At 71.4% G+C, this 26,767-nt stretch carries 19 protein-coding genes and 1 pseudogene; 10 read left to right on the top strand and 10 right to left on the bottom strand.

All coding sequences use genetic code 11. From position 1 onward, the window contains the following. Nucleotides 1–145 precede the first annotated feature (145 nt). Nucleotides 146–3,151: a bifunctional [glutamine synthetase] adenylyltransferase/[glutamine synthetase]-adenylyl-L-tyrosine phosphorylase gene (locus G3I19_RS05100; protein WP_164259920.1), complete on the top strand. Its 3,006-nt coding sequence runs from the start codon at nucleotides 146–148 to the stop codon at nucleotides 3,149–3,151. A gap of 266 nt (nucleotides 3,152–3,417) precedes the next feature. On the opposite strand, the gene G3I19_RS05095 is transcribed toward G3I19_RS05100, so the two are convergent. From G3I19_RS05095 to G3I19_RS05085, 3 genes are all read right to left on the bottom strand, one after another. Continuing rightward, nucleotides 3,418–4,323, bottom strand: coding sequence for a phosphatase PAP2 family protein (locus tag G3I19_RS05095; protein ID WP_164259918.1), 906 nt, complete (start codon nucleotides 4,321–4,323; stop codon nucleotides 3,418–3,420). Between the two features lie 67 nt (nucleotides 4,324–4,390). Next, entirely contained in the window at nucleotides 4,391–5,452 is a 1,062-nt protein-coding gene (locus tag G3I19_RS05090; RefSeq protein ID WP_164259916.1) for a LacI family DNA-binding transcriptional regulator, read from the bottom strand. A gap of 25 nt (nucleotides 5,453–5,477) precedes the next feature. Next, the gene (locus G3I19_RS05085) at nucleotides 5,478–7,082 is read right to left on the bottom strand and encodes a glycoside hydrolase family 13 protein (protein WP_164259915.1); all 1,605 of its coding nucleotides are present in this window, start codon (nucleotides 7,080–7,082) and stop codon (nucleotides 5,478–5,480) included. Nucleotides 7,083–7,371: 289 nt separating this feature from the next. Here G3I19_RS05085 and G3I19_RS05080 point away from each other — a divergent pair, with 289 nt between their 5' ends. The 7 genes from G3I19_RS05080 (at nucleotide 7,372) to G3I19_RS05050 (ending at nucleotide 14,680) form a co-directional block, all read left to right on the top strand. Then, nucleotides 7,372–8,643 carry an extracellular solute-binding protein gene (locus tag G3I19_RS05080; RefSeq protein WP_164259913.1) on the top strand — a complete coding sequence of 424 codons (1,272 nt, stop codon included), beginning with the start codon at nucleotides 7,372–7,374 and terminating at the stop codon, nucleotides 8,641–8,643. Nucleotides 8,644–8,729: 86 nt separating this feature from the next. Further along, nucleotides 8,730–9,710, top strand: a complete 981-nt coding sequence (locus G3I19_RS05075; RefSeq protein ID WP_164259911.1) for a sugar ABC transporter permease — start codon at nucleotides 8,730–8,732, stop codon at nucleotides 9,708–9,710. Between the two features lie 32 nt (nucleotides 9,711–9,742). Continuing rightward, nucleotides 9,743–10,648: a carbohydrate ABC transporter permease gene (locus G3I19_RS05070; RefSeq protein WP_164259909.1), complete on the top strand. Its 906-nt coding sequence runs from the start codon at nucleotides 9,743–9,745 to the stop codon at nucleotides 10,646–10,648. 80 nt (nucleotides 10,649–10,728) lie between these two features. After that, nucleotides 10,729–12,444, top strand: a complete 1,716-nt coding sequence (locus G3I19_RS05065; RefSeq protein ID WP_164259907.1) for a glycoside hydrolase family 13 protein — start codon at nucleotides 10,729–10,731, stop codon at nucleotides 12,442–12,444. Further along, entirely contained in the window at nucleotides 12,441–13,463 is a 1,023-nt protein-coding gene (locus tag G3I19_RS05060; protein WP_343234987.1) for a LacI family DNA-binding transcriptional regulator, read from the top strand. Before G3I19_RS05065 ends, G3I19_RS05060 begins: the two co-directional genes overlap by 4 nt. Before the next feature lie 109 nt (nucleotides 13,464–13,572). Further along, nucleotides 13,573–13,920 (top strand): 5-carboxymethyl-2-hydroxymuconate Delta-isomerase, encoded by a 348-nt coding sequence (locus G3I19_RS05055; protein WP_164259905.1) that lies wholly within the window; start codon nucleotides 13,573–13,575, stop codon nucleotides 13,918–13,920. A gap of 151 nt (nucleotides 13,921–14,071) precedes the next feature. Then, nucleotides 14,072–14,680 carry a DUF4230 domain-containing protein gene (locus tag G3I19_RS05050; RefSeq protein WP_343234986.1) on the top strand — a complete coding sequence of 203 codons (609 nt, stop codon included), beginning with the start codon at nucleotides 14,072–14,074 and terminating at the stop codon, nucleotides 14,678–14,680. A gap of 7 nt (nucleotides 14,681–14,687) precedes the next feature. Here the strand turns inward: G3I19_RS05050 and G3I19_RS05045 are convergent, their stop codons facing one another. Continuing rightward, entirely contained in the window at nucleotides 14,688–15,428 is a 741-nt protein-coding gene (locus G3I19_RS05045) for a TetR/AcrR family transcriptional regulator (RefSeq protein ID WP_164259901.1), read from the bottom strand. Nucleotides 15,429–15,490: 62 nt separating this feature from the next. Next, nucleotides 15,491–16,624 (bottom strand): CoA transferase, encoded by a 1,134-nt coding sequence (locus tag G3I19_RS05040; protein ID WP_164259899.1) that lies wholly within the window; start codon nucleotides 16,622–16,624, stop codon nucleotides 15,491–15,493. A gap of 139 nt (nucleotides 16,625–16,763) precedes the next feature. Here G3I19_RS05040 and G3I19_RS05035 point away from each other — a divergent pair, with 139 nt between their 5' ends. Further along, a complete protein-coding gene (locus G3I19_RS05035) occupies nucleotides 16,764–17,939 on the top strand; it encodes an acyl-CoA dehydrogenase family protein (RefSeq protein WP_164259897.1) in 1,176 nt (391 codons plus the stop codon). A gap of 12 nt (nucleotides 17,940–17,951) precedes the next feature. Here the strand turns inward: G3I19_RS05035 and G3I19_RS05030 are convergent, their stop codons facing one another. The 4 genes from G3I19_RS05030 to G3I19_RS05015 form a co-directional block, all read right to left on the bottom strand. Then, nucleotides 17,952–19,445: a PucR family transcriptional regulator gene (locus tag G3I19_RS05030; protein WP_164259895.1), complete on the bottom strand. Its 1,494-nt coding sequence runs from the start codon at nucleotides 19,443–19,445 to the stop codon at nucleotides 17,952–17,954. A gap of 186 nt (nucleotides 19,446–19,631) precedes the next feature. Then, nucleotides 19,632–22,913, bottom strand: a complete 3,282-nt coding sequence (locus G3I19_RS05025) for a GH92 family glycosyl hydrolase (protein ID WP_164259893.1) — start codon at nucleotides 22,911–22,913, stop codon at nucleotides 19,632–19,634. Nucleotides 22,914–23,182: 269 nt separating this feature from the next. Then, nucleotides 23,183–24,265: a PDR/VanB family oxidoreductase gene (locus tag G3I19_RS05020; protein ID WP_164259891.1), complete on the bottom strand. Its 1,083-nt coding sequence runs from the start codon at nucleotides 24,263–24,265 to the stop codon at nucleotides 23,183–23,185. 1 nt (nucleotide 24,266) lies between these two features. Next, the gene (locus G3I19_RS05015) at nucleotides 24,267–25,313 is read right to left on the bottom strand and encodes a metal-dependent hydrolase (protein ID WP_164259890.1); all 1,047 of its coding nucleotides are present in this window, start codon (nucleotides 25,311–25,313) and stop codon (nucleotides 24,267–24,269) included. Between the two features lie 161 nt (nucleotides 25,314–25,474). Between G3I19_RS05015 and G3I19_RS05010 the strand changes: the two genes are divergently transcribed. Beyond that, nucleotides 25,475–26,179, top strand: coding sequence for a nucleotidyltransferase domain-containing protein (locus G3I19_RS05010; protein ID WP_164259888.1), 705 nt, complete (start codon nucleotides 25,475–25,477; stop codon nucleotides 26,177–26,179). 45 nt (nucleotides 26,180–26,224) lie between these two features. On the opposite strand, the pseudogene G3I19_RS05005 reads toward G3I19_RS05010, so the two are convergent. Continuing rightward, nucleotides 26,225–26,767 (bottom strand): annotated as a pseudogene (locus tag G3I19_RS05005) (hypothetical protein); the annotation flags it as partial.

Genomic DNA, 26,767 nt, shown 5'->3' with positions numbered 1-26,767 from the left:
GGCGGCCGGGTCCTCCGAGGGCCCGGCCGGACCCCGCAGCGCGATGCGGCAACGCCACCGCGGCCCGCTGCGACTACGCTCGGCACCGGACTTCGATCAACCGGTGTTCCGGCCAGCCGGGTGCCACGTGACGAGAGGCGGCAGCATGAGCGTGCCGGGACGCAGAGGCAGTACGTTCACCCGGCTGCTCCGGCACGGATTCACCGATCCCGCGGCGGCCGAGCGGCTGCTCGACGCCCCGGAGCTGGCCTCCGTACGCACCGACCCCGTCCTCCTCGACGCGCTCGGTGCCACCGCCGACCCGGACCTGGCGCTGCTCGGCCTGGTCCGCATGGCCGAGTCGCAGCAGCCCGACGAACGGCAGACGCTGCTGGACACCCTGATCGCGGCCAAGCCGCTGCGCGACCGGCTGCTCGGGGTGCTCGGCGCGTCCGAGGCGCTCGGCGACCATCTGGCGCGGCACCCGCACGACTGGCACGCCCTCGTCACGTACGAGACAGCCGACCTGCACCCCGGCATCGCCGAGTTCGAGCAGGGGCTCGCCGAAGCGACCGACGCGGTGGAGCTGCGGATCGCCTACCGGCGGTGTCTGCTGGCCATCGCCGCCCGGGACGTCTGCGGCACCACCGACGTCAGGCAGGCCGCCGCCGAGCTGGCCGACCTGGCCACCGCCACCCTGCGCGCCGCCCTCACCATCGCATCGGCCGCGGCCCCCGAGGACGCCGCTGCCTGCCGTCTCGCCGTCGTCGCGATGGGCAAGTGCGGCGGTCACGAACTCAACTACGTATCCGACGTGGACGTCATCTTCGTCGCCGAACCGGCCGACCCCACCGGCACCGGGCAGGGCGCCGACGAGACCGCGGCCATGCAGGCCGCCACCCGGCTCGCCGCGCACCTGATGCGGATCTGCTCCGACACCAACATCGAGGGCACGATCTGGCCCGTCGACGCGAACCTGCGGCCCGAGGGGCGCAACGGACCGCTGGTCCGTACGCTCTCCAGCCACCTCGCCTACTACGACCGCTGGGCCAAGACCTGGGAGTTCCAGGCGCTCCTCAAGGCCCGCGCGGTGGCCGGTGACGCGGCGCTCGGCTTCGAGTACACCGAGGCGGTCCGGCCCCTGGTCTGGCAGGCGTCCGAGCGGGAGAACTTCGTCGCCGACGCCCAGAAGATGCGCCGCCGGGTCATCGACAACATCCCGCCCGACCTCGTCGACCGCGAGCTGAAACTCGGCCCCGGCGGGCTGCGCGACGTCGAGTTCGCCGTCCAGCTGCTCCAGCTCGTGCACGGCCGTAACGACGCCACCCTGCGCAGCGGCAACACCCTGGACGCCCTGGAGGCCCTGGCCGCGGGCGGCTACGTCGGCAGGACCGACGCCGCGCAGCTCGACGCGGCCTACCGCTTCCTGCGGACCATGGAGCACCGGATCCAGCTGTACCGCCTCCGGCGCACCCACCTGGTCCCGGACGACCCGGCGGACCTGCGCAGGCTCGGACGCTCCCTGGGGCTGCGCGCCGAACCCGTCGCCGAACTCACCAGGTCCTGGAAGCGCCACGCGACGGTCGTCAGGCGGCTGCACGAGAAGCTGTTCTACCGGCCGCTCCTCGACGCCGTCGCCCAGCTCGCGCCCGGCGAGAACCGGCTCAGCCCCAGAGCGGCGGGCCAGCGCCTCGAAGCGCTCGGCTACGCCGACCCGGTCGGCGCCCTGCGGCACCTGGAGGCCCTGGCCTCCGGGGTCTCCAGGAAGGCCGCCATCCAGCGCACCCTGCTGCCCGTGCTGCTCGGCTGGTTCGCGGACTCCGCCGACCCGGACGCCGGGCTGCTCGGCTTCCGCAAGGTCTCCGACGCGCTGGGCAAGACCCCCTGGTACCTGCGGCTGCTGCGGGACGAGGGCGCCGCGGCCGAGAACCTCGCCCGGGTCCTCTCGGCCGGCCGGCTCGCCCCCGACCTGCTGCTGCGCGCCCCCGAGGCGGTCGCCCTGCTCGGTGCGCGCGGCGGCCTCGAACCGCGCCCCCGCGAGATCCTGGAGCAGGAGGTCCTCTCGGCGGTCGGCCGTGCCGAGACCCCGGAGGGCGCCGTCGCTTCCGCGCGCGGGGTGCGCCGCCGCGAACTGTTCCGTACGGCCGCCGCCGACCTCATCGGCTCGTACGGCACCGAGGAGAACCCGGCGGAGTCCGACCCGGGTGCGCTGGTCGACCGGGTCGGCAACGCCGTCACCGATCTGAACGCCGCCACCATCTCGGGCGCCCTGCGCGCCGCCGTACGGGCGCAGTGGGGCGACACCCTGCCCACCCGGTTCGCGGTCATCGGCATGGGCCGTTTCGGCGGCCACGAGCTGAGTTACGGCTCGGACGCCGACGTGCTCTTCGTCCACGCCCCCCGGGACGGCGTGGACGACCAGGAGGCGGCCCGCGCGGCGAACGCCGTCGTATCCGAGATGCGCAGGCTCCTCCAGCTGCCGACCGCCGACCCGCCACTGCTGATCGACGCCGATCTGCGCCCCGAGGGCAAGAGCGGACCGCTGGTACGGACCCTGGCGTCGTACGCCGCGTACTACCGGCGCTGGTCGGGGGTCTGGGAGAGCCAGGCGCTGCTGCGCGCCGAGCCGATGGCGGGCGACGCGGAGCTGGGCCGCAGCTTCATCGAGCTCGTCGACCCGCTGCGCTATCCCACCGAGGGGATCGGCGAGGACGCCGTACGCGAGATCCGCCGCCTCAAGGCCCGCATGGAGTCCGAGCGGATGCCGCGCGGGGCCGACCCGACGCTGCACGCGAAGCTCGGCCGGGGCGGGCTCAGCGACGTGGAGTGGACGGTGCAGCTCCTGCAGCTGCAGCACGGGTGGGAGCTGCCGGGGCTGCGGACCACCCGTACCAGGACCGCGCTGGCCGCCGCGCATGCCGCGGAGCTGCTCTCCACCGAGGACGCACAGACCCTGGACGAGGCGTGGGTGCTGGCTTCGCGGGTGCGCAACGCGGTGATGCTGGTGCGGGGGAGGGCCGGCGACACGTTTCCCTCGGACGGGCGGGAGCTGGCTGCGGTGGCCCGGTATCTGGGGTACGAGACGGGGCACGTGGGGGACATGCTGGACGACTATCGGCGGGCTACGAGGCGGGCCCGGGGGGTTATGGAGGAGCGGTTTTACGGGGCGTGACAGGGGTGCGGTGGCGTGGTGCGGGCCGTCTGCTCGGGGCTCTGCCCCGGACCCCGGTCCTCAATCGCCGGACGGGCTTGAATTCGGGCCTCAGTCGGCGGACGGGCTGAATTCGGGCCTCAGTCGGCGGACGGGCTGAATGCGGGCCTCAGTCGGCGGACGGGCTGAATGCGGGCCTCAGTCGGCGGACGGGCTGAATTCGGGCTTCAGTCGCCGGGCGGGCTTGAATGCGGGCCTCAGTCGGCGGGCGGGCTTGAATGCGGGTCTCAGCGGTCCGATGGGACCTGCTTGGCCGGTACCGGCTTCAGCGTGCCGTGGATGCCCTGGGTGAAAGTGCCGCCCGTTCTGACCTTTTCCGGGGCCCGGGGGAGCCGGTGCGGCAGGGCTCCGTACCAGGCGTACGAGAGGCCCGCTCCGAAGGTCAGGCAGAGTACGCCGCCCACCGCGTCCAGCCAGAAGTGGTTGGCGGTCGAGACGATCACCAGCAGGGTCAGCGCGGGGTAGAGCAGGCCCAGGATCCGGACCCAGGGGGCGCGGGCCAGTGCGAAGATGATCAGGCCGCACCAGAGCGACCAGCCGATGTGCATCGAGGGCATCGCCGCGTACTGGTTCGACATGTTCTTGAGGTTGCCCGAAGCCATCGAACCCCAGGTGTGGTGCACCAGCACCGTGTCGATGAAGTGGCTGTGGTTCATCAGCCGGGGTGGCGCCAGCGGGAACAGGTAGTAGCCGGCCAGCGCCACCGCCGTGGTCGCGAAGAGCGCGAGCCGGGCCGCCGCATAGCGCCCCGGATGGAAGTGGAACAGCCAGACCAGGACGCTGATGGTCATGATGAAGTGCAGCGTCGCGTAGTAGTAGTTCATCCCGATGATCAGCCATGTCACCGAGTTCACGGCGTGGTTGATGTTCTGCTCGACCGAGATACCCAGCAGGTGCTCGGCGTGCCAGATCCACGTCGCGTTGCGCAGTGCCTCCGCCTTCTGCTCCGGTACCGCGTTGCGGATCAGGGAGTAACCCCAGTAACTCACCGCGATCAGCAGTACTTCGAACCAGATGCGGGGGCGGCGGGGCGCGCGCAGTCGCCCGATGAATGAGATGTGAGGCTCCTTGGCCACGACGGGTGACGCGGTGGCCTGATGGCCGTCCAGTGTCTTCACGGTCGTTTCACCCATAGGGGAAGAGTCTGCCAGAAACCAACTACCCACAGATCATCCCTCGGGAGGGACGCGCCCGCACCCGCTACGCCTTGTTGACGCTCTCGCCCCGGGATTCCGGGCCCGTCGAGGATCCCGGCCCGGACGCGGTGGAACCACGGACTACCAGCTCGGTCATAAAGACGAATTCGCTGTGCGGCGCGGGGGTGCCGCCGACCTCTTCGAGCAGGGTGCGGACAGCTGCCTGGCCCATGGCGGTGACCGGCTGTCTGATGGTGGTCAACGGCGGGTCAGTGAACGCTATGAGCGGGGAGTCGTCGAAGCCGACCACCGAGATGTCGCGCGGAACGTCGAGCCCCAGCCTGCGGGCGGCTCTGATGGCACCGAGTGCCATCATGTCGCTGGCGCAGATCACCGCCGTACAGCCGGACGCGATGAGTTCGGACGCGGCCGCCTGCCCGCCCTCCAGCGTGTACAGCGAGTGCTGGATCAGCTTCTCGCTCCCGTCCGCAGGCAGGCCGAACCGGGCCTCCATCTCCGCCTGGAAGCCCTCCGTCTTGCGCAGCACGGGCACGAAGCGCCGCGGTCCGAGCGCGAGCCCGATCCGGGTGTGGCCGAGCGACGCGAGGTGCGTGACGGCCAGCCGCATCGACGCCCGGTCGTCGGGTGAGATGAAGGGCGCCTGCACCTTCGGCGAGAACCCGTTGACGAGGACGTACGGCACGCCCTGCGCGCGCAGCTGCTCGTAGCGCCCCATGTCCGCCGTGGTGTCGGCGTGCAGCCCCGAGACGAAGATGATGCCCGCGACCCCGCGCTCCACCAGCATCTCGGTGAGCTCGTCCTCGGTGGAGCCGCCGGGGGTCTGGGTGGCCAGCACCGGCGTATACCCCTGCCGGGTCAGGGCCTGCCCGATGACCTGCGCCAGCGCCGGGAAGATCGGGTTCTCCAGCTCGGGCGTGATCAGACCGACCAGACCGGCGCTGCGGCGGCGCAGCCGCACCGGGCGTTCGTAACCGAGGACGTCGAGTGCGGCGAGTACGGACTCGCGGGTGGCCGCGGCAACCCCGGGCTTGCCGTTGAGGACCCGGCTGACCGTCGCTTCGCTGACCCCCGCCTGGGTTGCGATGTCGGCAAGCCGTGCGGTCATGGGAATGGACTGTACCGGGCGTGTGTCAGATTGCCCACCAGGTGCAGGAATCACCGGGAACGCGCACCGACTCACCGGAGATGTCCGGGGCTGCCGACGACAGCAGCGGCCGCCCGGGTACGCGCAGTTCGACCGCGCCCGGCAGGGTGTTGACGGTGCAGACGAAACCCGGCCGGGTGAAGACCAGTACCCCGGGGGGCCCTTCGAGCCAGCTCATCGGGCCGTCGCCGAGACCGTCCAGCCGGCGCCGGAGCGCGAGCGCGGCACGGTACAGCTCCAGGGTCGATCCGGGGTCCCCGGTCTGCGCCCCGACGGAGTACCCGCCCCAGCTCTCCGGCTGCGGCAGCCACCCCGGGCCCGGCCCGAATCCGTACGAGGGCCCCTCCTCGGTCCAGGGCACCGGCACCCGGCAGCCGTCCCGCAGCCCGTCCTGCCCGGCGCCGCGGAAGAACGACGGGTCCTCGCGCAGCTCGTCGGGCAGATCGGTGACTTCGGGCAGCCCGAGTTCCTCGCCCTGGTAGAGGTAGACCGAACCGGGCAGCGCCAGCATCAGCAGCGCCGCCGCCCTGGCCCGGCGCAGCCCGGCCGCGCCGCCCCCGTACCGCGTCACATGGCGTACGACGTCGTGGTTGGAGAGGACCCAGGTGGTGGGCGCACCCACCGAGGCCGTCGCGGCCAGCGATTCGTCCACCACCGTGCGCATCGCCGCCGCGTCCCAGGGGCACCGCAGGAACTGGAAGTTGAACGCCTGGTGCAGTTCGTCGGGGCGTACGTACAGGGCCAGGCGCTCGGAGGACGGGGCCCATGCCTCCGCGACACCGATGCGTTCGCCCGGGTAGGAGTCGAGCAGCGTCCGCCAGGAGCGGTGGATCTCGTGCACGCCGTCCTGGTCGAAGAAGGGGAGCGTCTGCGAGCCGATCATCCGCACCTGCTCGGCGGTGCCGATGTCGGGCAGCCCGGCGGCCTTGACCATGCCGTGCGCCACATCGATACGGAATCCGTCGACCCCGCGCCCGCCCAGCTCCAGCCAGAACCGCAGGACCGAGTCGAACTCGGCGCGCACCTCCGCGTTCTCCCAGTTGAGGTCGGGCTGCTCGGGGGCGAAGAGATGGAGGTACCAGGAGCCGTCGGCCACCCGGGTCCAGGCCGGGCCGCCGAACACCGACTGCCAGTCGTTGGGCGGCAGTTCGCCCTCGGGGCCGCGCCCCGGCCGGAAGTGGTAGCGGGCGCGGGCCGGGCCGCCCGCCAGCGCCTCCCTGAACCACACATGCCGGTCCGACGTGTGGTTGGGGACCACGTCCACGATCACCCGCAGCCCCAGCCGGTGCGCGGTGCGCAGCAGCGACTCGGCGTCGGCCAGCGTCCCGAACAGCGGGTCGACGACGCGGTAGTCGGCGACGTCGTAGCCGCCGTCCGCCTGCGGCGACGCGTAGAAGGGGGTGAGCCAGACCGCGTCGGCGCCCAGCTCCGCGAGGTACGGAAGCCGCTCCTCGATGCCCCGCAGATCGCCGATGCCGTCGCCGTCGCTGTCCGCGAAGGACCGTACGTACACCTGGTAGATGACGGCGTCCCGCCACCATCGGGTGCGGGCCCCGGATGTGGTGGCCGCGCCGGTGAGCTGCTGCGTCATGTGATCCCTTTCGGAGGTCCTGCAACGTACGGGAACAACGCCGGTGCGCCCCGAAAGTAACAGCCTTGCAAGCTCTTGCGTAGACCGCCGCGACCTCAGGCGCGGGCCCACGAGACCCCCAATGCCCCGTTTGACAAGGGCTGTCACGGCAACTGTGCGGACACGCCGAGGTAACGAAGACGGCTTCTTGCGGAAATCCTTCGCAAGGTCTTTCGGTCTTCTTTCATCCTTGTTACGTTCCTCGACGACCCGGAGCCGTGACGGAACGGCACCCCTCGAAGGAGTTCACATGCGACGTGGCATAGCGGCCACCGCCCTGGCCGGGGCCCTGGCGCTCACGGCGACTGCCTGCGGCGGCGACAGCGGCAGTGACAAGGCGGACGGCGTCACCACCATCACCTGGTGGGACACATCGAACGCCACGAACGAGGCCCCCACGTACCGCGCCCTGGTCAAGGAGTTCGAAGCGGCGAACAAGGGCATCAAGGTCACGTACGTCAACGTCCCCTTCGACCAGGCACAGAACAAGTTCGACACGGCCGCCGGTGCCAAGGGCGCCCCGGACGTGCTGCGCTCCGAGGTCGGCTGGACCCCGGCCTTCGCCAAGAAGGGCTACTTCCTCCCGCTGGACGGCACCGAAGCCCTCAAGGACAAGGCGCACTTCGAGCCCAACCTGCTGAAGCAGGCGCGGTTCGACGGCAAGACCTACGGTGTCCCGCTGGTCACGGACACCCTCGCCTTCGTCTACAACAAGGCGCTCTTCGCCAAGGCCGGCATCACCAAGGCCCCCGCCACCTGGGGCGAGCTGAAGAGCGACGCGGCCGCGGTCAAGTCCAGGACCAAGGCCGACGGCTACTGGGCCAGCACCGCCGGCTACTACGCACAGCCCTTCCTGTACGGCGAGGGCACCGACACCGTCGACGTCGCGCAGAAGAAGGTCACCATCGCCGGCGCCCCGGCGGTCAAGGGCCTGCAGACCTGGCAGGGCCTCTTCGACGGCCCCGGCCTGCACAAGGCGGACACCACCGCCGACGCCTACGCCCACCAGCAGGACGCCTTCGTCAACGGCAAGGTCGCCTCGATCATCCAGGGCCCCTGGGAGATCACGAACTTCTACAAGGGCTCGGCCTTCAAGGACAAGAAGAACCTGGGCATCGCCACCGTCCCGGCCGGCTCCACCGGCAAGGCGGGCGCCCCGACCGGCGGCCACAACCTCGCCGTCTACGCGGGCTCGGACAAGGCGCACCAGACCGCGTCGCTGAAGTTCCTGAACTTCATGACGTCGGCGAAGAGCCAGGAGCAGATCGCGCTCAAGAACTCCACGCTGCCGACCCGCTCCGACGCCTACACCGCCAAGGTCACCGCGGACCCCGGGATCGCCGGGTTCCAGAAGGTACTCGGCGCCTCGCAGCCACGGCCGGAGCTGCCCGAGTACAGCTCGCTCTGGGGCCCGATGGACACCGAGCTGCCCAAGGTCGCCGACGGCAAGGAATCACTCCGGAGCGGCGTCAAGGCGCTCAACGAGGCCATGGCCAAGCTGGTCCCCGACTTCACCAAGTGATCAGCCGGCCGCCGGCCCGCAAGCACCCGCGGGCCCGGCGGCCGATCGCCGTGCGTCCCGCCGAACTCCCCTGAAAAGGTGTCAAGATGACCGTTGCCGTCGCAGGCGCGGGCCCCAAGCGTCGTGGGCCGGCGCAGCGCATCAAACAGTCCTGGCAGAAGCACTGGTACGCCTACGCGATGGCGGCCCCGGTCGTCGTCGTCCTCGGCGTGCTGGTGGGCTACCCGCTGGTCCAGGGCCTCTACCTCACCCTGACCGACGCGAACAGCCTGAACTCGGCCCGCACCATCGGCGTCAACCACATCGACGCCACCTACAAGTTCATCGGTCTGCACAACTACGCGGACATCCTCTGGGGCCCGACGGCCTGGGACCGCTTCTGGTCCCACTTCCTCTGGACCGTCGTCTGGACCGCCGCCTGCGTGGCCCTGCACTACTGCATCGGCCTCGGCCTGGCCCTGCTGCTCAACCAGAAGCTCCGCGGCCGGACCTTCTACCGGATGCTGCTGATCCTGCCCTGGGCGGTGCCCACGTTCGTCACCGTCTTCTCCTGGCGGATCATGCTCGGTGACTCCGGCATCGTGAACGCGGTGCTCGGCGGCCTCCAGCTGCCCCAGCCCGCCTGGCTGGAGGAGCCGCACTTCCAGCAGCTCGCCGCGATCATCGTCAACACCTGGTGCGGTGTGCCCTTCATGATGGTGTCGCTGCTCGGCGGACTCCAGTCGATCTCCGCCGACCTGTACGAGGCCGCCGAGATGGACGGCGCGAGCCCCTGGCAGCGCTTCATCAACGTCACACTGCCCGGCCTGCGCTCGGTCAGCTCCACCGTCGTCCTGCTCGGCATCATCTGGACGTTCAACCAGTTCGCCATCATCTTCCTGCTGTTCGGCAACGGCGCACCCGACGCCCAGATCCTCGTCACCTGGGCCTACCGCCTGGGCTTCGGCCAGCAGCCCAGGGACTACGCCCAGTCGGCGGCGTACGGCGTACTGCTGCTCTCCATCCTGATCGTCTTCACCTCCTTCTACCGGCGCTGGCTGGCCCGTAGCGAGAAGGCCAACAGCTGAGACCGGCCGGAACCCCGAAGGCAGGAACCCCGATGACTCTCACCACGGAGACCACACCGGCCGAGCGGACGCCGCAGCCCGTGCGGCGGCCCGCCCGCCCGGTCCGCCGCGACCGGCCAAGCCGCAGGGCCACCGTGCTCTCGCACACGGCGCTCAGTATCGCCAGTCTGATCGCGCTCTTCCCGATCGCCTGGCTGGCCTTCCTCTCGCTCGGCCCCGACAAGAGCGACTATCTGCACCCGGGCCGGATCTGGTCCAAGCTCTCGTTCTCCAACTACTCCTTCGTCCTGGAGCACACCCGCTTCTTCACCTGGCTCGGCAACACCGCCCTGATCGCCGTCGCGACCAGCGTCATCGGCGTGTTCATGGCCGCCACCGCCGGCTACGCGGTCTCCCGGATGCGGTTCCCCGGTCACAAGAAGCTGATGTGGCTGCTGCTCGTCACCCAGATGTTCCCGGTCGCCGTCCTGATGGTGCCGATGTACGTGATCCTCGCGGACCTCGGCCTCATCGACACCTTCGGCGCCCTGATCCTGGTGTACTGCTCCACCGCCGTGCCGTACTGCGCCTGGATGCTCAAGGGGTACTTCGACACCATCCCGTACGAGATCGACGAGGCGGGACGGGTCGACGGGCTCAGCCCCTTCGGCACCTTCTGGCGGCTCATCCTGCCGCTCGCCAGGCCCGGCCTCGCGGTGGCCGGCTTCTACACCTGCCTGACCGCCTGGGGCGAGGTCGCCTTCGCCTCGACGTTCATGCTCGACGACAGCAAGTACACCCTCGCGGTGGGCCTCTCCAGCTTCGTCAGCGAGCACGACGCCCAGTGGAACTACATGGCGGCCACCGCCGTCCTCATCGCCATCCCCGTCTCCGTCATCTTCTACCTGGTGCAGAAGCACCTGGTCACCGGCCTGACGGCGGGCGGGACCAAGGGCTGAGCCCCTTCCGCACACCCCCCATGACGCATCTGACACATCTGACGCATCTGACTGACGCATCTGACTCACCCAGGGAAGACATGACTCAGCACTCCGCCGCCCCCGCCGACCGCGCCGCCGCCCCGTCGGCCGCTGACCGCACCGGCTGGTGGCGGGACGCGGTGATCTATCAGGTCTATCCGCGCAGCTTCGCCGACAGCAACGGCGACGGCATGGGCGACATCGAAGGCGTCCGCAGCCGGCTGCCGTATCTGCGCGACCTCGGTATCGACGCGGTCTGGCTCTCGCCGTTCTACGCGTCCCCACAGGCCGACGCCGGATACGACGTCGCCGACTACCGGGCCATCGACCCCATGTTCGGCACGCTCCTGGACGCCGACGCGCTGATCCGCGACGCCCATGACCTCGGGCTGCGGATCATCGTGGACGTGGTGCCCAACCACACGTCCGACCAGTACGAGTGGTTCAGGCGCGCCATCGGCGACGGCCCGTCGTCGCCGCTGCGCGACCGCTACCACTTCCGCGCGGGAAAGGGCGAGAACGGTGAACTCCCGCCCAACGACTGGGAGTCCATCTTCGGCGGCCCCGCCTGGACCCGGGTGGCCGACGGCTCCTGGTACCTCCATCTCTTCGCCCCCGAGCAGCCCGACCTCAACTGGGAGCACCCGGCGGTCGCCGACGAGTTCCGCTCGATCCTGCGGTTCTGGCTCGACATGGGCGTCGACGGCTTCCGGGTCGACGTCGCCCACGGGCTCGTCAAGGCGCCCGGCCTGCCCGACCTCGGCGGCAGCGACCAGCTCAGGCTGCTGGGCAATGACGTCATGCCGTTCTTCGACCAGGACGGCGTCCACGAGATCTACCGCTCCTGGCGCACCATCCTCGACGAGTACCCGGGCGAGCGGATAGCCGTGGCCGAGGCATGGACGCCGACGGTGGAGCGCACCGCACACTACGTACGCCCCGACGAGCTGCACCAGGCGTTCAACTTCCAGTACCTGGGCACCCACTGGGACGCCGCCGAGCTGCGCGAGGTCATCGATGGGTCGCTGGCGGCGATGCGCCCGGTGGGTGCCCCCGCCACCTGGGTGCTCTCCAACCACGACGTCACCCGGCACACGACCCGCTTCGCCAATCCGCCGGCCGGCACCCAGATCCGTACCCCGGGCGACCCGGAGCTCGGCCTGCGGCGGGCCCGTGCGGCGACCCTGCTGATGCTGGCGCTGCCCGGCTCGGCCTACCTCTACCAGGGCGAGGAACTGGGCCTCCCGGACGTCACCGACCTGCCCGACGAGGTCAGGCAGGACCCGTCGTTCTTCCGCGCGGCCGGCCAGGACGGCTTCCGCGACGGCTGCCGGGTGCCCCTTCCGTGGACCGCCGAAGGCTCCTCGTACGGCTTCGGCAGCGGCGGCAGCTGGCTCCCGCAGCCCGCGGGCTGGGGCGCGCTGAGCGTCGAGGCGCAGACCGGCGACAGCGGATCCACCCTGGAGCTGTACCGGCGCGCGCTCTCCCTACGGCGGGAGCTGCCCGGCCTCGGCGCAGGCGAGTCCGTCGAGTGGCTCCCCGGCACCCCGGACGGTGTGCTGGCGTTCGCCCGCCCCGGCTTCCGCTGCACGGTCAACACCACCGGCCGCCCGGTGCGCCTGCCCGTGCCGGGGCGGATGGTACTGGCCAGCACCGAGGTCACCGGAGCCACCGGAGCTGCCGAAGTCACCGGAGCCACCGGAGCCACCGGAGTCCTGCCGGAGAACAGCGAGTTCGAGCTGCCCGCGGACAGCACCGTCTGGTGGTCGGTGTGACGGCACCTCCCCGCCTCGCGCACATCGCCGCGCAGGCCGCCGTCAGCGAGGCCACCGTGAGCCGGGTGCTCAACGGGAAGCCGGGCGTCGCGGACACCACGCGCCAGCGGGTGCTCGCGGCGCTCGACGTCCTCGGCTACGAGCGGCCCGTACGGCTGCGCCGGCGCAGCGCCGGGCTGATCGGTCTGGTGACCCCCGAGCTGACCAACCCCATCTTCCCGGCCTTCGCCCAGGCCGTGGAGCAGGTGCTCGCGGGGCACGGCTTCACCCCGGTCCTCTGTACGCAGATGCCGGGCGGCGCCACCGAGGACGAACTGGTCGAGCAGCTGGTGGAGCGCGGGGTGGGCGGCATCGTCTTCCTCTCGGGACTGCACGCCGACACCTCGTCCGACCCGGAGCGGTACGCCGGTCTCACCGAGCGCGGGGTGCCGTTCGTCCTGATCAATGGCTACAACGAACGGATCAGCGCGCCCTTCGTCTCGCCCGACGACCACGCGGCGGCCCAGATGGCCGTGCGCCATCTCGCCGACCTCGGGCACCGCAGGATCGGTCTGGCCATCGGCCAGCTCCGCTATGTGCCGTCGCGCCGCAAACGCGAGGGGTTCATCGAGGCGGTGGCGGCCCGGCTCGGACAGTCGGCCGACGAGGCCGGAGCCCTGATCCAGCACACCCTGTTCAGCGTCGAGGGCGGCCGGGCCGCGGCGGGCGCGCTGTTCGACCAGGGGTGCACGGCCGTGGTGTGCGGCAGCGACCTGATGGCGCTGGGTGTCGTCCGGGCGGCCCGCGAGCGCGGACTCGAAGTCCCCGACGACATCTCGGTGGTCGGCTTCGACGACTCGCAGCTGATCGCCTTCACCAGTCCGCCGCTGACGACGGTCCGCCAGCCCGTCCAGGCGATGGCCGCGGCTGCGGTGGGCGCGCTCCTGGAGGAGATCGGCGGAAACCCGGTCCAGCGTACGGAGTTCGTCTTCCGGCCCGAGCTGGTGGTACGGGGCTCCACGGCCCGGCGTACCGGCTGACCGGCGGCGGGAGCGGCGTGCGAGGCTGGGCGGTGGCAGCGCGCCGCTCCGCCCTGCCGCCCCGGGGCGGGCGCCGTCCGTCCCCGACCGCAGCCGGGAGGAATCCGCCATGCCGCAGATCACCGTCGAGTACTCCGACTCCCTGGAGGACGCGTTCGACCGTACGGGCTTCGCGCTCGGCGTGCACCCGGTCGTCGTGGAGACGGTCGCCGCCCGGCTCCCCGCCTGCAAGACGCGCTTCGTCAGGACGGCCGGATTCGTCGTGGGTGACGGCGCCGGTGACGACGCCGTGGTGCATGTCGACATCGCGCTGCTGGCCGGCCGCACGGACGAGGCCAAGGCGCGGCTCAGCGAGGCGGTCATCGGCCTCGTACGCCGGCATCTGAAGCCCACGCCCGGCACGGTGCACCTCTCCGCCGAGACCCGCGATCTGGACCCGTCCTACCGCAACGGCTGAGCAGGGGCCGAGTGTTCATGGAGTACGGGGGAACCCGGACCCCATGACGCAGACCCGAGCAGAGACCGAAGCGGAGAGGGACCCAGCGAGGGGCGCGGCGAGTGATCAGGGGCGTCGCGGTACCCGTCGCTCCTGGTGGATCAAAGCGCCGGTGGGCCTGGTCCTGGTCCTCGCGCTGCTGCTGCTCGGCAGCAGGCTCGACCTGCTGCCGGGCCTCGGCGACGTGTTCGGCGAGAAGACCCAGGACCGGTCGGGCCCCGCCCTGCTCAAGTCGATCCAGGACATGAGCCGGTACGAGGCCGCGTCAGGGAACTTCCAGGTCGTCGTGGACCTGGAGAAGGACACCAAGTTCCTGCCGGACGCGATCCGCGGCTCCCGGATGCTGTACGTGGGCGCCGGCACCGTCGGCTCCTATGTCGACCTCGGCAGGACCGGCACCAGCGGGGTGACCGTGAACAAGGACCGCACCACGGCCACGCTCCGGCTGCCGCACGCGGTGCTCGCCAAGCCCGCCATCGACCCGGACCGCTCGTACGCCGTCTCCAAGCAGCGCGGGCTGCTCGACCGGCTCGGCGACTTCTTCTCGGACAACCCCAACAACGAGCACGCGGTGCAGAAGCTCGCGGCGCGGCACATCGCCGACGCGGCCAAGGACAGCGGCCTGGCGGCACGCGCCGAGAAGAACACCACGAGCATGCTCCAGGGGCTGCTGCACTCGCTCGGCTTCAAACAGGTCACCGTGGTCTACGGAAAACCCTGAGCTGGACTCAGCCGGTCCGCTGGGCGGGCAGCTCAGCGGCGGGCGGCTCAGCCCCGGGCAGCGGTGCCAGGGAGAGCAGCCGCCCCACCAGGTCCCCGAACGGCCCGTCGGCGGGTTCCTCGCTCAGTATCCGCCGTACGACCGACGCCATCGCTGTGTCGTACGCTGCGCTCACCGCGGCCAGCGCCGCGAAGTCGTGCACCAGCTGCAATTCCAGCTCGGCCCGCGGAATGCTCCGCCCGTCCAGCCAGATCAGCGCGGTCGACTCGGCGAGCGACACCCAGGATCTGACCACCAACTGGAGCCTGGCGGGCGGCTCCTGGACATCCAGATGGGACAGGATCTGGAGATACGCGGCGGTGCGCACCTCGTCGATCATCGCGCTGGTGGTGGTGGAACCCACCGCGGGGCCGCCGCGCATCAGCGCCGAGAAGCCGGGGCCGTGCTCGTCGACGAAGTCGAAGAACCGCTGCATCACCCGCAGCAGCCGTGCCCCCAGCGGCCCTTCGCGCGGCTCGACGAACCGCTCGGCCAGCTCGTCGGCGGCGCGGCGCAGCGCCGCCTCGTACAGACTCTGCTTGCCGGGGAAGTAGTGGTAGACGAGCGGCCGCGAAATGCCCGCGGCCGCGGCTATCTCGTCGATGGAGACATCGTCGGGGGAGCGGTGGCTGAACAGGTCGAGGGCGACGCTGATCAGCTGCTGCCTGCGCTCTTCGACGCCCATCCTGCGGCGTACCCCGGTCGTCATGGAGAACAGGGTACCGACTGTGGTGCCGCCGGGTGTTGGGCGGACCGGCTCCCCCGTGAGCATCAGCCGCCGGTCCAGTCGCGGATGATCTCCTCGTGGTGCGCGTCCAGGTCCGGGGTGCTGGACGGCGCGGCGCCGGACGCGCCCTGGAACACGACGGGTTGGCGCAGGGCGGTCATGCCCTCCAGCGAAGGATGCAGGAACCCGCCGGTGACGCCCCGCGGGCGGACACTGTCGATGGCCTGCTGGAGATCCTGCACCGGGCCCGCGGGAACGCCCTGTTCCCCGGCGAGCGCGACGATCTCGGCCGCGGAGTGCTGCCGCGTCCAGCTCTCGATGGTGGCGCGGACCTCCGGCTCGTGGGCCGTACGCGCCTCGTCGGTGCGGTAGACGGGGTGTTCGGCCAGCTCGGGGCGGCCGATCAGATCCAGCAGCCGGTGGAAGGTGCGGTCGTTGGCGGCGGCCAGGACCACCGGTGCGTCGGCCGCCCGGTAGACACCGAACGGCGTGGAGACCGGATGCCGGTTGCCGACCCGGGTGGGCGGGGCGCCGTCGGCCGCCAGCAGGCTGGCGCCGGTGAGCTGGAGCGAGACCATCGCGTCCAGCATGGCGATGTCCAGGTGCTGGCCCCGGCCGGTGCGGGCCCGTTCGACCAGCGCGGCGCAGATCGCCCACGAACCGTAGAGACCGGCCTGCAGATCGGCGATGGACTCACCGACCTTGGTCGGCTCGCCGTCCGGACTGCCGGTGGTCTCCATGATCCCCGACATGGCCTGGATGATCAGGTCGTAGGCGGGGCGCCCGGACATGGCGCCCGACTGCCCGAAACCGGAGATGCTCGCGTACACCAGCCGCGGGTTGTGGGCGAGCAGCGCCGCCGCGCCGATGCCGAGCCGGTCGGCGACGCCCGGACGGAAGTTCTCCACGAGTACGTCGGCGTGCGCGGCCAGCGACCACAGGGTCTCCAGGTCCGCGGGATCCTTGAGGTCGAGTGCGATGCTCCGCTTGTCCCGGTTGAGCATCGCGAAGTAGACGCTGACGTCCTTCGCGAACGGGCCGAGCCGCCTGGTGTCGTCACCGCCCGGCGGCTCGACCTTGACGACATCGGCCCCGATGTCGGCCAGCAGGGACGTACAGAACGGGCCGGCCAGTACCCGCGACAGGTCCAGCACACGAATGCCGCTCAACGCCGGCATGGCAACTCCTCAGTTCGACTGCGCCGAACGCTAGGAGCGCGGGCGGGCCCGGGGATATGTGCATGAACACGGAGATCGCTGCCACTGTTGTGCACGCGCACATGGTGCCGGGCGGTGGAGGGGTGGATGACTTGAGGCCATGAGCACCTCTGAACAGACACCGCAGGAACAGCCCGCGTACCGGATGCCTGACGAGTACGAGGACTTCCGTGCCTCCGTACGCGCCTTCGCCGAGGACCGGATCCAGCCGCTGGCGGACCGCGCGGACACCGAGGACGTCTTCTCCGCCGACGGCTACGCGGAACTCGTCTCCGCCGGATTCCACGCGCTCGGCGTCCCCGAACGGTACGAGGGGGCGGGCGCCGACACACTCGCCCAGGCCATCGCCATCGAGGAAGTGGCACGGGTGTCCGCGGGCATCTCCACCGTGCTCAGCTCCAACAAACTCGGCGTCACCCCGCTGCTGCTCGCCGGGTCCGACGCACAGCTCGACCGGTATCTGCCGCAGGTGGCTTCGGGCGATGCGCTGTGCGCGTACGCGATCTCCGAGCGCGAGGCGGGCAGCGACGTCGCGGCGATGACCTGCCGGGCGGAGCCCACTGACGACGGCTGGCGGCTCTCCGGCACCAAGAGCTGGATCACATCGGCCGGCGAGGCCGCCGTGCTGATCGTGTTCGCGGTCACCGACCCCGGCCAGGGCAAGCGCGGCATCTCCGCTTTCATCGTCGAAGGGGCCGACGAAGGCATCTCCTACGGTGCCCCGGAACGCAAGATGGGCCTGCACGGTTCGGTCACCAAGGAGGTCCACTTCGACGGTGTCCACCTCCCCGCCGACCGGCTGCTGGGCGAGCGGGGGCGCGGGCTGCGGCTGGCGCTCGGGACGCTGGACCACACCCGGATCTCCATCGCGGCCCAGGCCGTGGGCATCGCCCAGGGCGCCCTGGACTACGCGGTGGACTACGTACGCGAGCGCCACCAGTTCGGGCATCCGGTCGCGGAGTTCCAGGGCGTCCAGTTCATGATCGCCGACATGGCGATGCGTATCGAGGCGGCCCGCACTCTGACCTACCGCGCCGCCGCGGCCTCCCAGGCCGGGGCCGCCGACCTGACCTTCCTCGGCGCCGCCGCGAAGTGCCTCGCGTCCGACACGGCCATGGCCGTCACGACCGACGCCGTTCAGCTGCTGGGCGGGGCGGGATACGTCCGCGACCACCCGGTCGAGCGGATGATGCGCGACGCGAAGATCACCCAGATCTACGAGGGCACCAACCAGATCCAGCGGGTGGTCATGGCCCGCCAGGTGCTGGGCCGCTGACCCGCGGCGCCCTCAACCGTCGGCGGGGCCCAGCACCTGGAGCGCCAGCCAGAGCTCCAGCCGGTCCTGGGTCACCGTGAGCCGCTTGCCCAGCAGGCGCTCGATCTGCCCGAGGCGGTACCGCAGCGAGTTGCGGTGCAGATTCATGGCACGGCAGGTCTCCGTCACCGAACCGTCGTGTGCGAGATAGCTGCGCACGGTGGCCTCCAGGGCGGCGCCGTGCACGGCGTCGTAACGGCGCACCGGTTCGAGCAGGGCCGTCGCCAGCTCCGTCAGCGGCAGATCGGCGCTGCTCAGCAGCAGCCCCGGCAGCGACAGCGTGCGGCACTCCTGCACGCCCGGCCCCTGGCGCTGGGCCTGCCGGGCCTCGTGGTAACCGATCCGGATGCCTTGGGCCCCCTGGTGCGGCCCGCTCACCCCGACCGCCGTCGTCGTGCCGGGCCCGCCGCCGATGTGGTGCAACAGCCGGCCGGCGACGGTCCTGGCGTCGCCGTCCGCACCGACGAGCACGACGATCCCGTCGTCCAGCGGGCACATGGGGTACGGGTCGGACTGCCCGCGCAGCAGCGCCGCCAGGTCGAGGGGCCGCTGCCGCAGCAGCGATGCGGCCTGCCCGGAACTCGCCACGACCACCCGGTGGCTGCCCTGCGGATCCACCCCGATCCTGGCCAGCTTCCGCTCCGCCTCGTTCCCCCTCAGACCGTGGTGCAGGATGTCGGTGACGACCTGGCCGACCAGTTCACGGCGGCCGGACAGCAGCGCCTGGCGGCGGGCGATCTCCAGGCCGGCCAGACCGGCCACCGGCGCGAGCAGCGTCACCTGCTCGTCGGGGCCCCGGGCCACGAGATACCCGGCGACGGTGCCGTCCGCCCGTACCGGGAAGGACACCAGGCCCGGAGCCGCTGTCCGCGGCGCGTCCGAGGCGGCGGCGACCTCGTCCACGGACCACCGCGCCGACCGCGGGTGCTGTTCGAGGACCGCGCCGGCCGGATCGAGGACGGCCACATCGGCGCCCAGCCGGCGGGCCAGCACCGACACGAGGTGGCGCAGCCCGCGGCCGGCGAGCAGGGCCTCGGTGATCTCCTCCTGCAGATGGATCATCAACCGGGTACGGGCGTACTGCTCGGCGAAGATCTGGTCCGCCGTCCACCGGCTGATCTGGATGAACGGGATCTCCACCGGCGACCTCAGAAGCGCCAGCCCGTGCCGTTCGGCGGCGGCCCGCAGCCCGGCAGGCACCCGGTCGTGGACCAGCCCGGTCCCGACACAGAGCGCCGCGACCGGCACCGCCACCAGGTCACGCACCAGCCGGTCCCACTGGTCACGCGTGCGCCTGCGCAGCGCGGTGGTCAGCACCAGCTCACCGCCGCGCAGAAACGGGACGGGGTCCTCCAGCTCGGTGGTGGACGACCAGCTGATCGGCACGTCGGGCCAGGAGTCGGGGGAGGTCACCGCGGTCAGCCGCAGTTCACGCTGGGCCAGCAGATCGGACGCGAGGACGGGCACCAGCCCAGAGTGCCACAGCCGCTCCGGCCACCGGCGCGGTGCACCGGCCCCGGGGGAGGAGAGGGCAGCGAAGGGGGAATCGGGGGAGACGGGGAGGGTAAACGGGGACGGGCGAGGGGAGAAGCGAACGGGCCGGCGCCGCACGGAATCCGTGCCGCGCCGGCCCGCCGGCCGGTGGCCGCCCCGTCAGGCGGTGGCCACCGCGAAGACGTGCAGCACACCGCCGTCCGTCGAGGACGGCAGCGTCACGCTCGCCAGCTGCTTGCCCGCCTGGAGCGCGATCGGCGCGGTCGCGAAGACCTCCGTGCCGACCGGGTCCGTGCCGCCGCCCTGGACATCGCGGTACGCGGTGTGGACCGCGACCGTGTTGCCGAAGGACGGCTTGTCGGCCCCGCCGCCCAGCGTCCAGTCGCTGAAGCCGATGTCCGCCTTCTGCGTGGTGCCGTCGGTGTACGTCAGCGTCGCCGTACCGCTGGCCGAACCCTCCGCCGCGCTGCCCAGCAGACCGAGCTTCGTGGCACCCTGCGCCGCCGGGACGTTCAGCACCTGCGGGGTGTCCCCGGCCACCTCGATGTTGTCGGGGTCGCCCGCCGCCACCTTCGGCCAGCTGAAGTCGAAGCCGCCGGACGACACCGTGCCGCCGGGGGCAGCGCCCGCCGCTGCCAGCGCCTTGCCCGAGTAACTCCAGCCCTCACCGTCGAAGTTGGCCTGCGGGTTGTCGTCGTCGGTGGAGATCGCCGTGCTGTTCCGGTTCCAGAGCATGCCGTTCTTCGCGGCGACGGTCACCGCGACCGACGTCTTCGGCAGCTCGGTGCCGGTGGACGACTGCAGCGTGACCGGCACGGTGTAGTGGCCCTCCGCCGTACCGGACGCGGCCGACACGGACAGCTTCGCGCTCACCGAACCGCCCGCCGGGACCGTGAAGTCGCCCTGCGCGGGAGTCACCGTGACGCCGGCCGGCGGGGTCGCCGTCCAGTGCACCGTGGTCGGCTTCTTCTCCAGCGTCTGCACCTTGACCGTGGTGTCGGCGCCGGCCGAGCCGGGCTCGACCTTCAGCTGCTCGGGGGTGGCACCGGTGAAGTACTTCAGACCGCCGCCCGGGAAGGACGGCGGGGCGTCGGCCGCCGCGCTGCCCCACGAGGTGTCTGCCTTCGCACCCAGCGTGTAGTCGAGGGTGCCGCCGCGGGTGACCAGCGAGGCCGGGACCCAGGGCTTGGCGGACGTGTGGCCGTTGACCTTCAGCCCCTGGATGTACGTGTTGTCCGCCGATGCGGCCGGGGCGTTGACGGTGATGGTCCGCCCGTGCCCGGTGTGCACCACCGCGTGCGGGAACAGCGGCGCCGAGAGTGTCATATCGGCGCGGCTCGGGTTCTGCGGGTACATGCCGAGCGCCGAGAAGACGTACCAGGACGACATGGTCCCGGCGTCGTCGTTACCGGGGATGCCGCCCGGAGCGTCCGTCCACAGCTGGTCCATCTCCGCGCGGACGGTCTCCTGCGTCTTGTACGGGGCGCCCAGGTAGTCGTACAGATAAGGCGTGTTGATGTCCGGCTCGTTGGTCGCGTCGTACCGTGTGTCGTCCTTCGCCGAGAAGTCGAACTTGCCGTCCGGCGTGCGGAAGAACGCGTCGAGCCGCTTCACCGCGGTGTCGTTGCCGCCCATCGCGGACGCCAGGCCCGCCACGTCCGAGTACACCATCCAGGTGTAGCGGGCGCTGGTCCCCTCGACGAAGCCGCTGCCGGTGCCGGGGGTGAAGGTGCCCGCCCAGGTGCCGTCCGCCTTGCGGTCGCGGATATAGCCGCCCTGCGGTGTGGCGTTGGCGTCGAAGACGTTCGTCCAGTTCCCCGAACGGTCGAGGAACTTCTTCGCGTCGGCGTTCTTCCCGGTCTGCCGGGACAGCTCGGAGAGCCCGTAGTCGGCCGCCGCGTCCTCCAGCGTCTCGGCGGCGCCGCCCCAGCAGTGGCAGTTGTCGGACGGCACGTACCCGAGGTCCAGATACTTGTCGAGCGCCGGGCGCTGGCCCACACACTCGACATTGCAGCCCGCACTGTCCGAGTCGTTCGCCGTCGGCACGGTCGCCGCCTTGACCAGCGACTTCAGTGCGCCCTTGACGTCGAAGTCATGGCCGCCGAAGGCGTATATCCCGGCGAGTGCCGCGTCCGACGGGTCGCCGGACATCACGCTCGTCTTGCCGTTCTCCAGGAGCCAGCGGTCCCACTCGCCGCCGCGCTGGCCCGCGTAGTTGTAGAGCGACTGCGCGTAGTCGCTGCCCGCCCGCGGGTTGAGCAGCGTCATCAGCTGCACCTGCGCCCGGTACTGGTCCCAGCCGGAGAAGGTGCCGTACTGCGCCTTCTGTCCCTTGGCAAGGCGGTGCGGCTTGCGGTCGGCGCCCAGATAGCGGCCGTCGACGTCGCTGGTCAGCGTCGGCTCCAGCATCGAGTGGTAGAGCGCGGTGTAGAAGGTCGAGCGCTGGGCGTCGGTGCCGCCGCCCACCTCGACCGACTTCAGCACCTTGTTCCACACCTTGGCCGCCTGCGACTTCACGGAGCCGAAGCTCTTGCGGGGGGAGTTCTCGGCGCGGAGGTTGGCCTCGGCGTTCTGCGGGCTCACATAGGAGACGGCGACCTTGGCCTGCGCCTTGGTGGTGCCGTCGGCGAAGGTGATGTACGCGCCGGAGCCCTTGCCCTCCACGGCGTTGCCGGACGAGCTGTAGCCCGTACCGCCGGACGCCGCGGTGGAGCCGGGGCTGACCGTGCTGTCCTTCCAGGTGCCGACCTTGGCGAACGCCTTGTCGAAGTGCGCGGTGAAGTACAGCGTGTACAGGTCGTGCCGGTTGTTCGCGCTCTGCGGACCGCAGAAGTTGCCCGCGGTGACCGAGCCGGTCACGGTCCGGGCCTTCTTGTCGATCTTCACGGTGGCGTCCGTGCTGCCGCTCTCCGAGTTCGATGTACGGAAGAGCATGCTGGCCGGCTTGGACTTGGGGAAGCCGAACTGCCCGGTGCCGGTGCGCGCCGTCGTGGTGAGCGCGGCGGAAGCGCCGCTGTCCAGGCCGACCTTGTAATAGCCGGGCGAAGCGCTCTCGTCGGTGTGCGAGAAGCCGCTGGCGTACTTGGCGTCGGTGGTGTCCGCGCTGGGCGATGAGTCGACGTCACCCGTGTACGGCATGATCGGGATATCGCCGTTCGCGCCGGAACAGCCCACCCCGTTGAGGTGGGTGAGGCTGAAGCCGCGGATCTTCGTGGCGTCGTACTGATAGCCGCCGGGCGCGGGCGTGGAGACCTGCTTGCCCTTCGAGTTCTGCGGGCTCCAGGCAAGCATCCCGAAGGGCTGCACGGCGCCCGGGTAGGTGTTGCCCGCGTTGGCGGAACCGATCAGCGGGTGGACGTACGACACCGGATCCTTGACGGTGCCGTGCGGGGATGCGGCCGAGGCGGGGGCGGCGGTGGCCGCCATCCCCAGGGCGGCCATGGCGGTCACCACGACAGAGCTGAGCGCTCTGGTCCCGGTGCGCGTCCGACGGTTGTGCGTGTCTGACACCCGTTCCTGCCCTTCGTGTGTGACGGACGGTCAACGTGCCGGAAGCGGATGCGCCGTTGACCCTCCGGACGACCTCCCGGAACGGCGCGCCGTCCGACAACGTTGTCAACGACGTGAGGATGCTCCTCCTGCCGATCCGGGGTGTCAAGGGCTCCCCGGGCCCGCGGAGCCCTTGACATCCGGCATCTGCCCCGCGGGGTTCACAGGTCGAGGACCAGCCGCCCGCCCCGGGCCCGTGACACACAGATCAGCATCGAGCCGTCCCGCTCCGCGTCCGTCAGCAGCTCGTCCCTGTGGTCTATCTCGCCTGCCACGACGCGCTGTTGACAGGTCCCGCAGAAGCCCTGCTCGCAGGAGTACGGCACATCCGGCACCTCCGCGCGGACGGCGGCCAGCACCGTGGAGCCTGGTGCGACCGCCACCGTCCGTCCGGAGCGCAGCAGTTCGACGTCGAAGCCGCCCGAGTCCGCCGCCTGGGCCTGCGGCGCGAACCGCTCCAGATGGAGCGCCGCCCCGGCCGGGAGCGCGGCCGTCACCGCCGCGAGCAGCCCCTCAGGGCCGCAGCAGTAGTACGCGGTACCCGGCGGGTCGCCCGCGAAGTCCAGTACGGGGTGGCCGAGTTCGTCCTGCGGCACCACGGTCACCCGGCCCTGGTCACCGCCGGCCAGGCTCTCGGCTTCCGCGAGGAAGGGCATCGAGGCGCGGGTGCGCCCGCAGTACACCAGCCGCCACCGTGCGCCCGCCGCTTCGGCCGCCCGGACCATCGGCAGGACCGGCGTGATCCCGATGCCGCCCGCGACGAAGACGTACGAAGCGGCCTCGACCAGCGGGAAACGGTTGCGGGGGCCGCGGATCTCGATCTCCGCGCCCTCGTGGAGCTGTTCGTGGACCTCGCGGGAGCCGCCCCGGCCGTCCTCGATCAGCCGGGTGGCGACCGTGTACGCGGTGCGGTCGGCCGGATCCCCGCACAGCGAGTACTGGCGGACCAGCCCGGACGGCAGCACCAGATCCAGATGGGCGCCTGGAGCCCAGGCGTCGAGCGGCTCACCGGACGCGCTCGCCAGCCGGAGCCGCACCACACCGTCGGCCTCCACGGCGCGCTCGGTGATCAGCAGCCGCCGGCCGGCCGTCCGGCGGCGGCCACGGCCGGAGACCGGGGTCTCCAGCGCGGGCAGCGGCCAGAGCGGGGAGGCGGCGATACGGCGGTGCAGGGCGCGCTTGGCCAGCAGGGCCGCACCGGCGACCAGGACCACCGTACGGACGCGGGGCAGGGACGGCGCCATCTCAGCGGTCTCCGTTCACGGATGAGGAGTCATCGGATACGGAGTCCAGGGCGGGGGGCTCCACGGCGGGGGGCTCCACGGTGCTGGAGTCCACGGCGGGGCAGCCCGCGGCGGGGGAGTCCGCCGTGCCGGAAGCCGGGTGCGCGGCCGGGAAGTCCGCCGTGCCGGAACCCGGGTTCGCGGCCGGGGAGTTCGCGAGATAGGCCACCGCCTGCGCCGTGCTGCCCTCCTGCGAGGGGTGGTACGTACGGCTCAGATAGCCGGGCACCGACCGGGCGATGGCCCCGGTCGTGGGCAGCAGCCCCTGCCTGCCGCGCCGGTGGTACGCCCGCAGGGTCGCCCTGCCGTCCACCAGCAGCGGGTCGTTCGCCATGAAGAACCTGACGCCGCGCTGCCAGAGGAAGACCAGCGCGGAGAAGGCGGTCGCCCAGGTGCGGACCCTGCGGCGGTAGCCGCCGTCGATGTGCTGGAAGACCTCGAAGGCGACCGACCGGTGCTCGACCTCCTCGGCACCGTGCCAGCGCAGCAGATCCAGCATGGTGGGATCGGCCCCGCGCCGGTCGAGCGCCTCCGCGTTGAGCACCCAGTCGCCGAGGAACGCCGTGTAGTGCTCGATCGCGGCGATCGTCGCGACCCGCTCCTTCAGCCACCACCGGCTCGCCCGGCCGGGCGGCAGCGTCCGGTCGCCGAGCAGCTTCTCGAAGAGCCAGTCGACCTGCGCGGTGTACGGGGAGGGGTCGAGCCCCTGCGCCGCCAGGTGCGGGAGTACGTCGTCGTGGGCCTGCGAGTGCATCGCCTCCTGGCCGATGAACCCGATGACGTCCTCGCGCAGCCGCTCGTCCCGGATCAGCGGCAAGACCTGCTTGTAGACGTGCACGAACCAGCGTTCGCCCGCCGGGAGCAGCAGATGCAGCACATTGATGGTGTGCGTGGTGAACGGGTCGCCCGGCACCCAGTGCAGCGGGGTGTCCGCCCAGTCGAAGGAGACCTTGCGGGCCTTGAGCGCTATGTGTTCCGAAGCCACCGGGGCGGGCTGCGTATTAGACATGGCGTCAATGTACCGATGGGTACGCCCGAGCGACAGGGCCTTGCACGCGGCCGTTCGGCCCGTTTGCGGTCCGGGGCGGGCACCGCTGTGCCAGGCTGGGCGAAGGGGGGGGCGGGCCTGCCCCACAGGCCTGACCAGCATCTGACTCACCGGGGGGACACATGGAACGGATGGAGCCTGTCGCCGCTGCCCGCCTGCTCGCGCGCGAGTCCTACGGAGACGCTCTTACCGTGATCGTCGGCGGAAGCGTGCTGACCGAGCACCGGACCAGCACCTCCGATCTGGACATGGTCGTGGTGACCGGGGAGCGCGACAGCCCTTGCCGGCACTCGTTGAGCTGGGCCGGGTGGCCGGTGGAGGTACTGATCCACGACGAGCGGACCCTGGCCGCGTACTGCGCCGACAACCTGGCTCGCCGGTGGCCGGGGATCCCCCGGCTGATTGCCGGTGGGGCGATCGTCAGCGACCGGTGCGGGCTGGGGGGACGGCTGCAGGCCGAGATGCGCCATCGGCTGGCGGAGGGCCCCGCCGCCGCGAGCCCGGCCGAACTGGACGCGCACCGCTATGAGCTCACCGACCTGCTCGACGACCTCACCGGTACCGACGACCCCGGCGAGACCGCCTTCATCGCCTGCCGAATCCTGACCAAGACCGCGCAACTGGCCCTGCTGGCCGCGCGGCACTGGCAGGGCAACGGGAAATGGATGTTCCGCGAACTACGGGACCATGACGTGGCGTTGGCCGACCGGCTGGCCCACGCCCTGTCCGACACCGCGCAGCTCTCCGCCGTGGCGGGTGAGGTGCTCGACGGCGTGGGTGGCCCGCTGAGGGAGGGGTACCGGGTCACCGATCCACGGGACCCGTGACCTGCGGGGGCCGCTTCGAGGAACTCCGGGGCCACGCCGGCCCCGTCACCGCAGCGCGCTGACCCGGGTCCCGTCCGCCAGCCGGCCGGTCAGCTGTGCCTTCGCGCCCTGTTTCGCGGGTACGGCGAGCAGCCGGCCGGTCGTGCTGCCCGTGACGCCGCCCGTCGTGGCCAGCGAGGCGAACTGTGTACTGCCCGCCGCCAGTACGTACCACTGGCCGCCGCGCGACTTCCACAGCACACCCGCGAGCACCTGTGGCTGCCGCTTCCCGCAGGCCGGTGAGTTCTCCGCGCGGGCCACCACCGTGTCCGGATCCGGACCCCGGCCCGCGCCCGGCACCGGGACCCGGAACTGGGCCAGTACCCGGCTCCCGGTGCCGCGCCAGGTGTCCGCGCGGGTGCAGAGCCAGGCCGCCCGGCCGCCGGTGGCGGGCAGCTGCTGCGAGGCGAACTGCCAGGAGTTCACCGTGCGTACGCCGTGCGAGCGGACCGCCGGGAGCAGGCAGGCGGTGTGCGCCCAGCCCGCGAGGTCCGTCGCGCCCGTCACGTCGTGCGGCCCGGTCGGCGGGCCGGTGAGCAGCCGGGCCGG

Source organism: Streptomyces sp. SID10853 (genome assembly GCF_010548145.1).
Taxonomy (GTDB): Bacteria; Actinomycetota; Actinomycetes; order Streptomycetales; family Streptomycetaceae; genus Streptomyces.
Note: the sequence above shows the minus strand (reverse complement) of the source record. Positions and strands in the feature narration are given on the sequence as shown.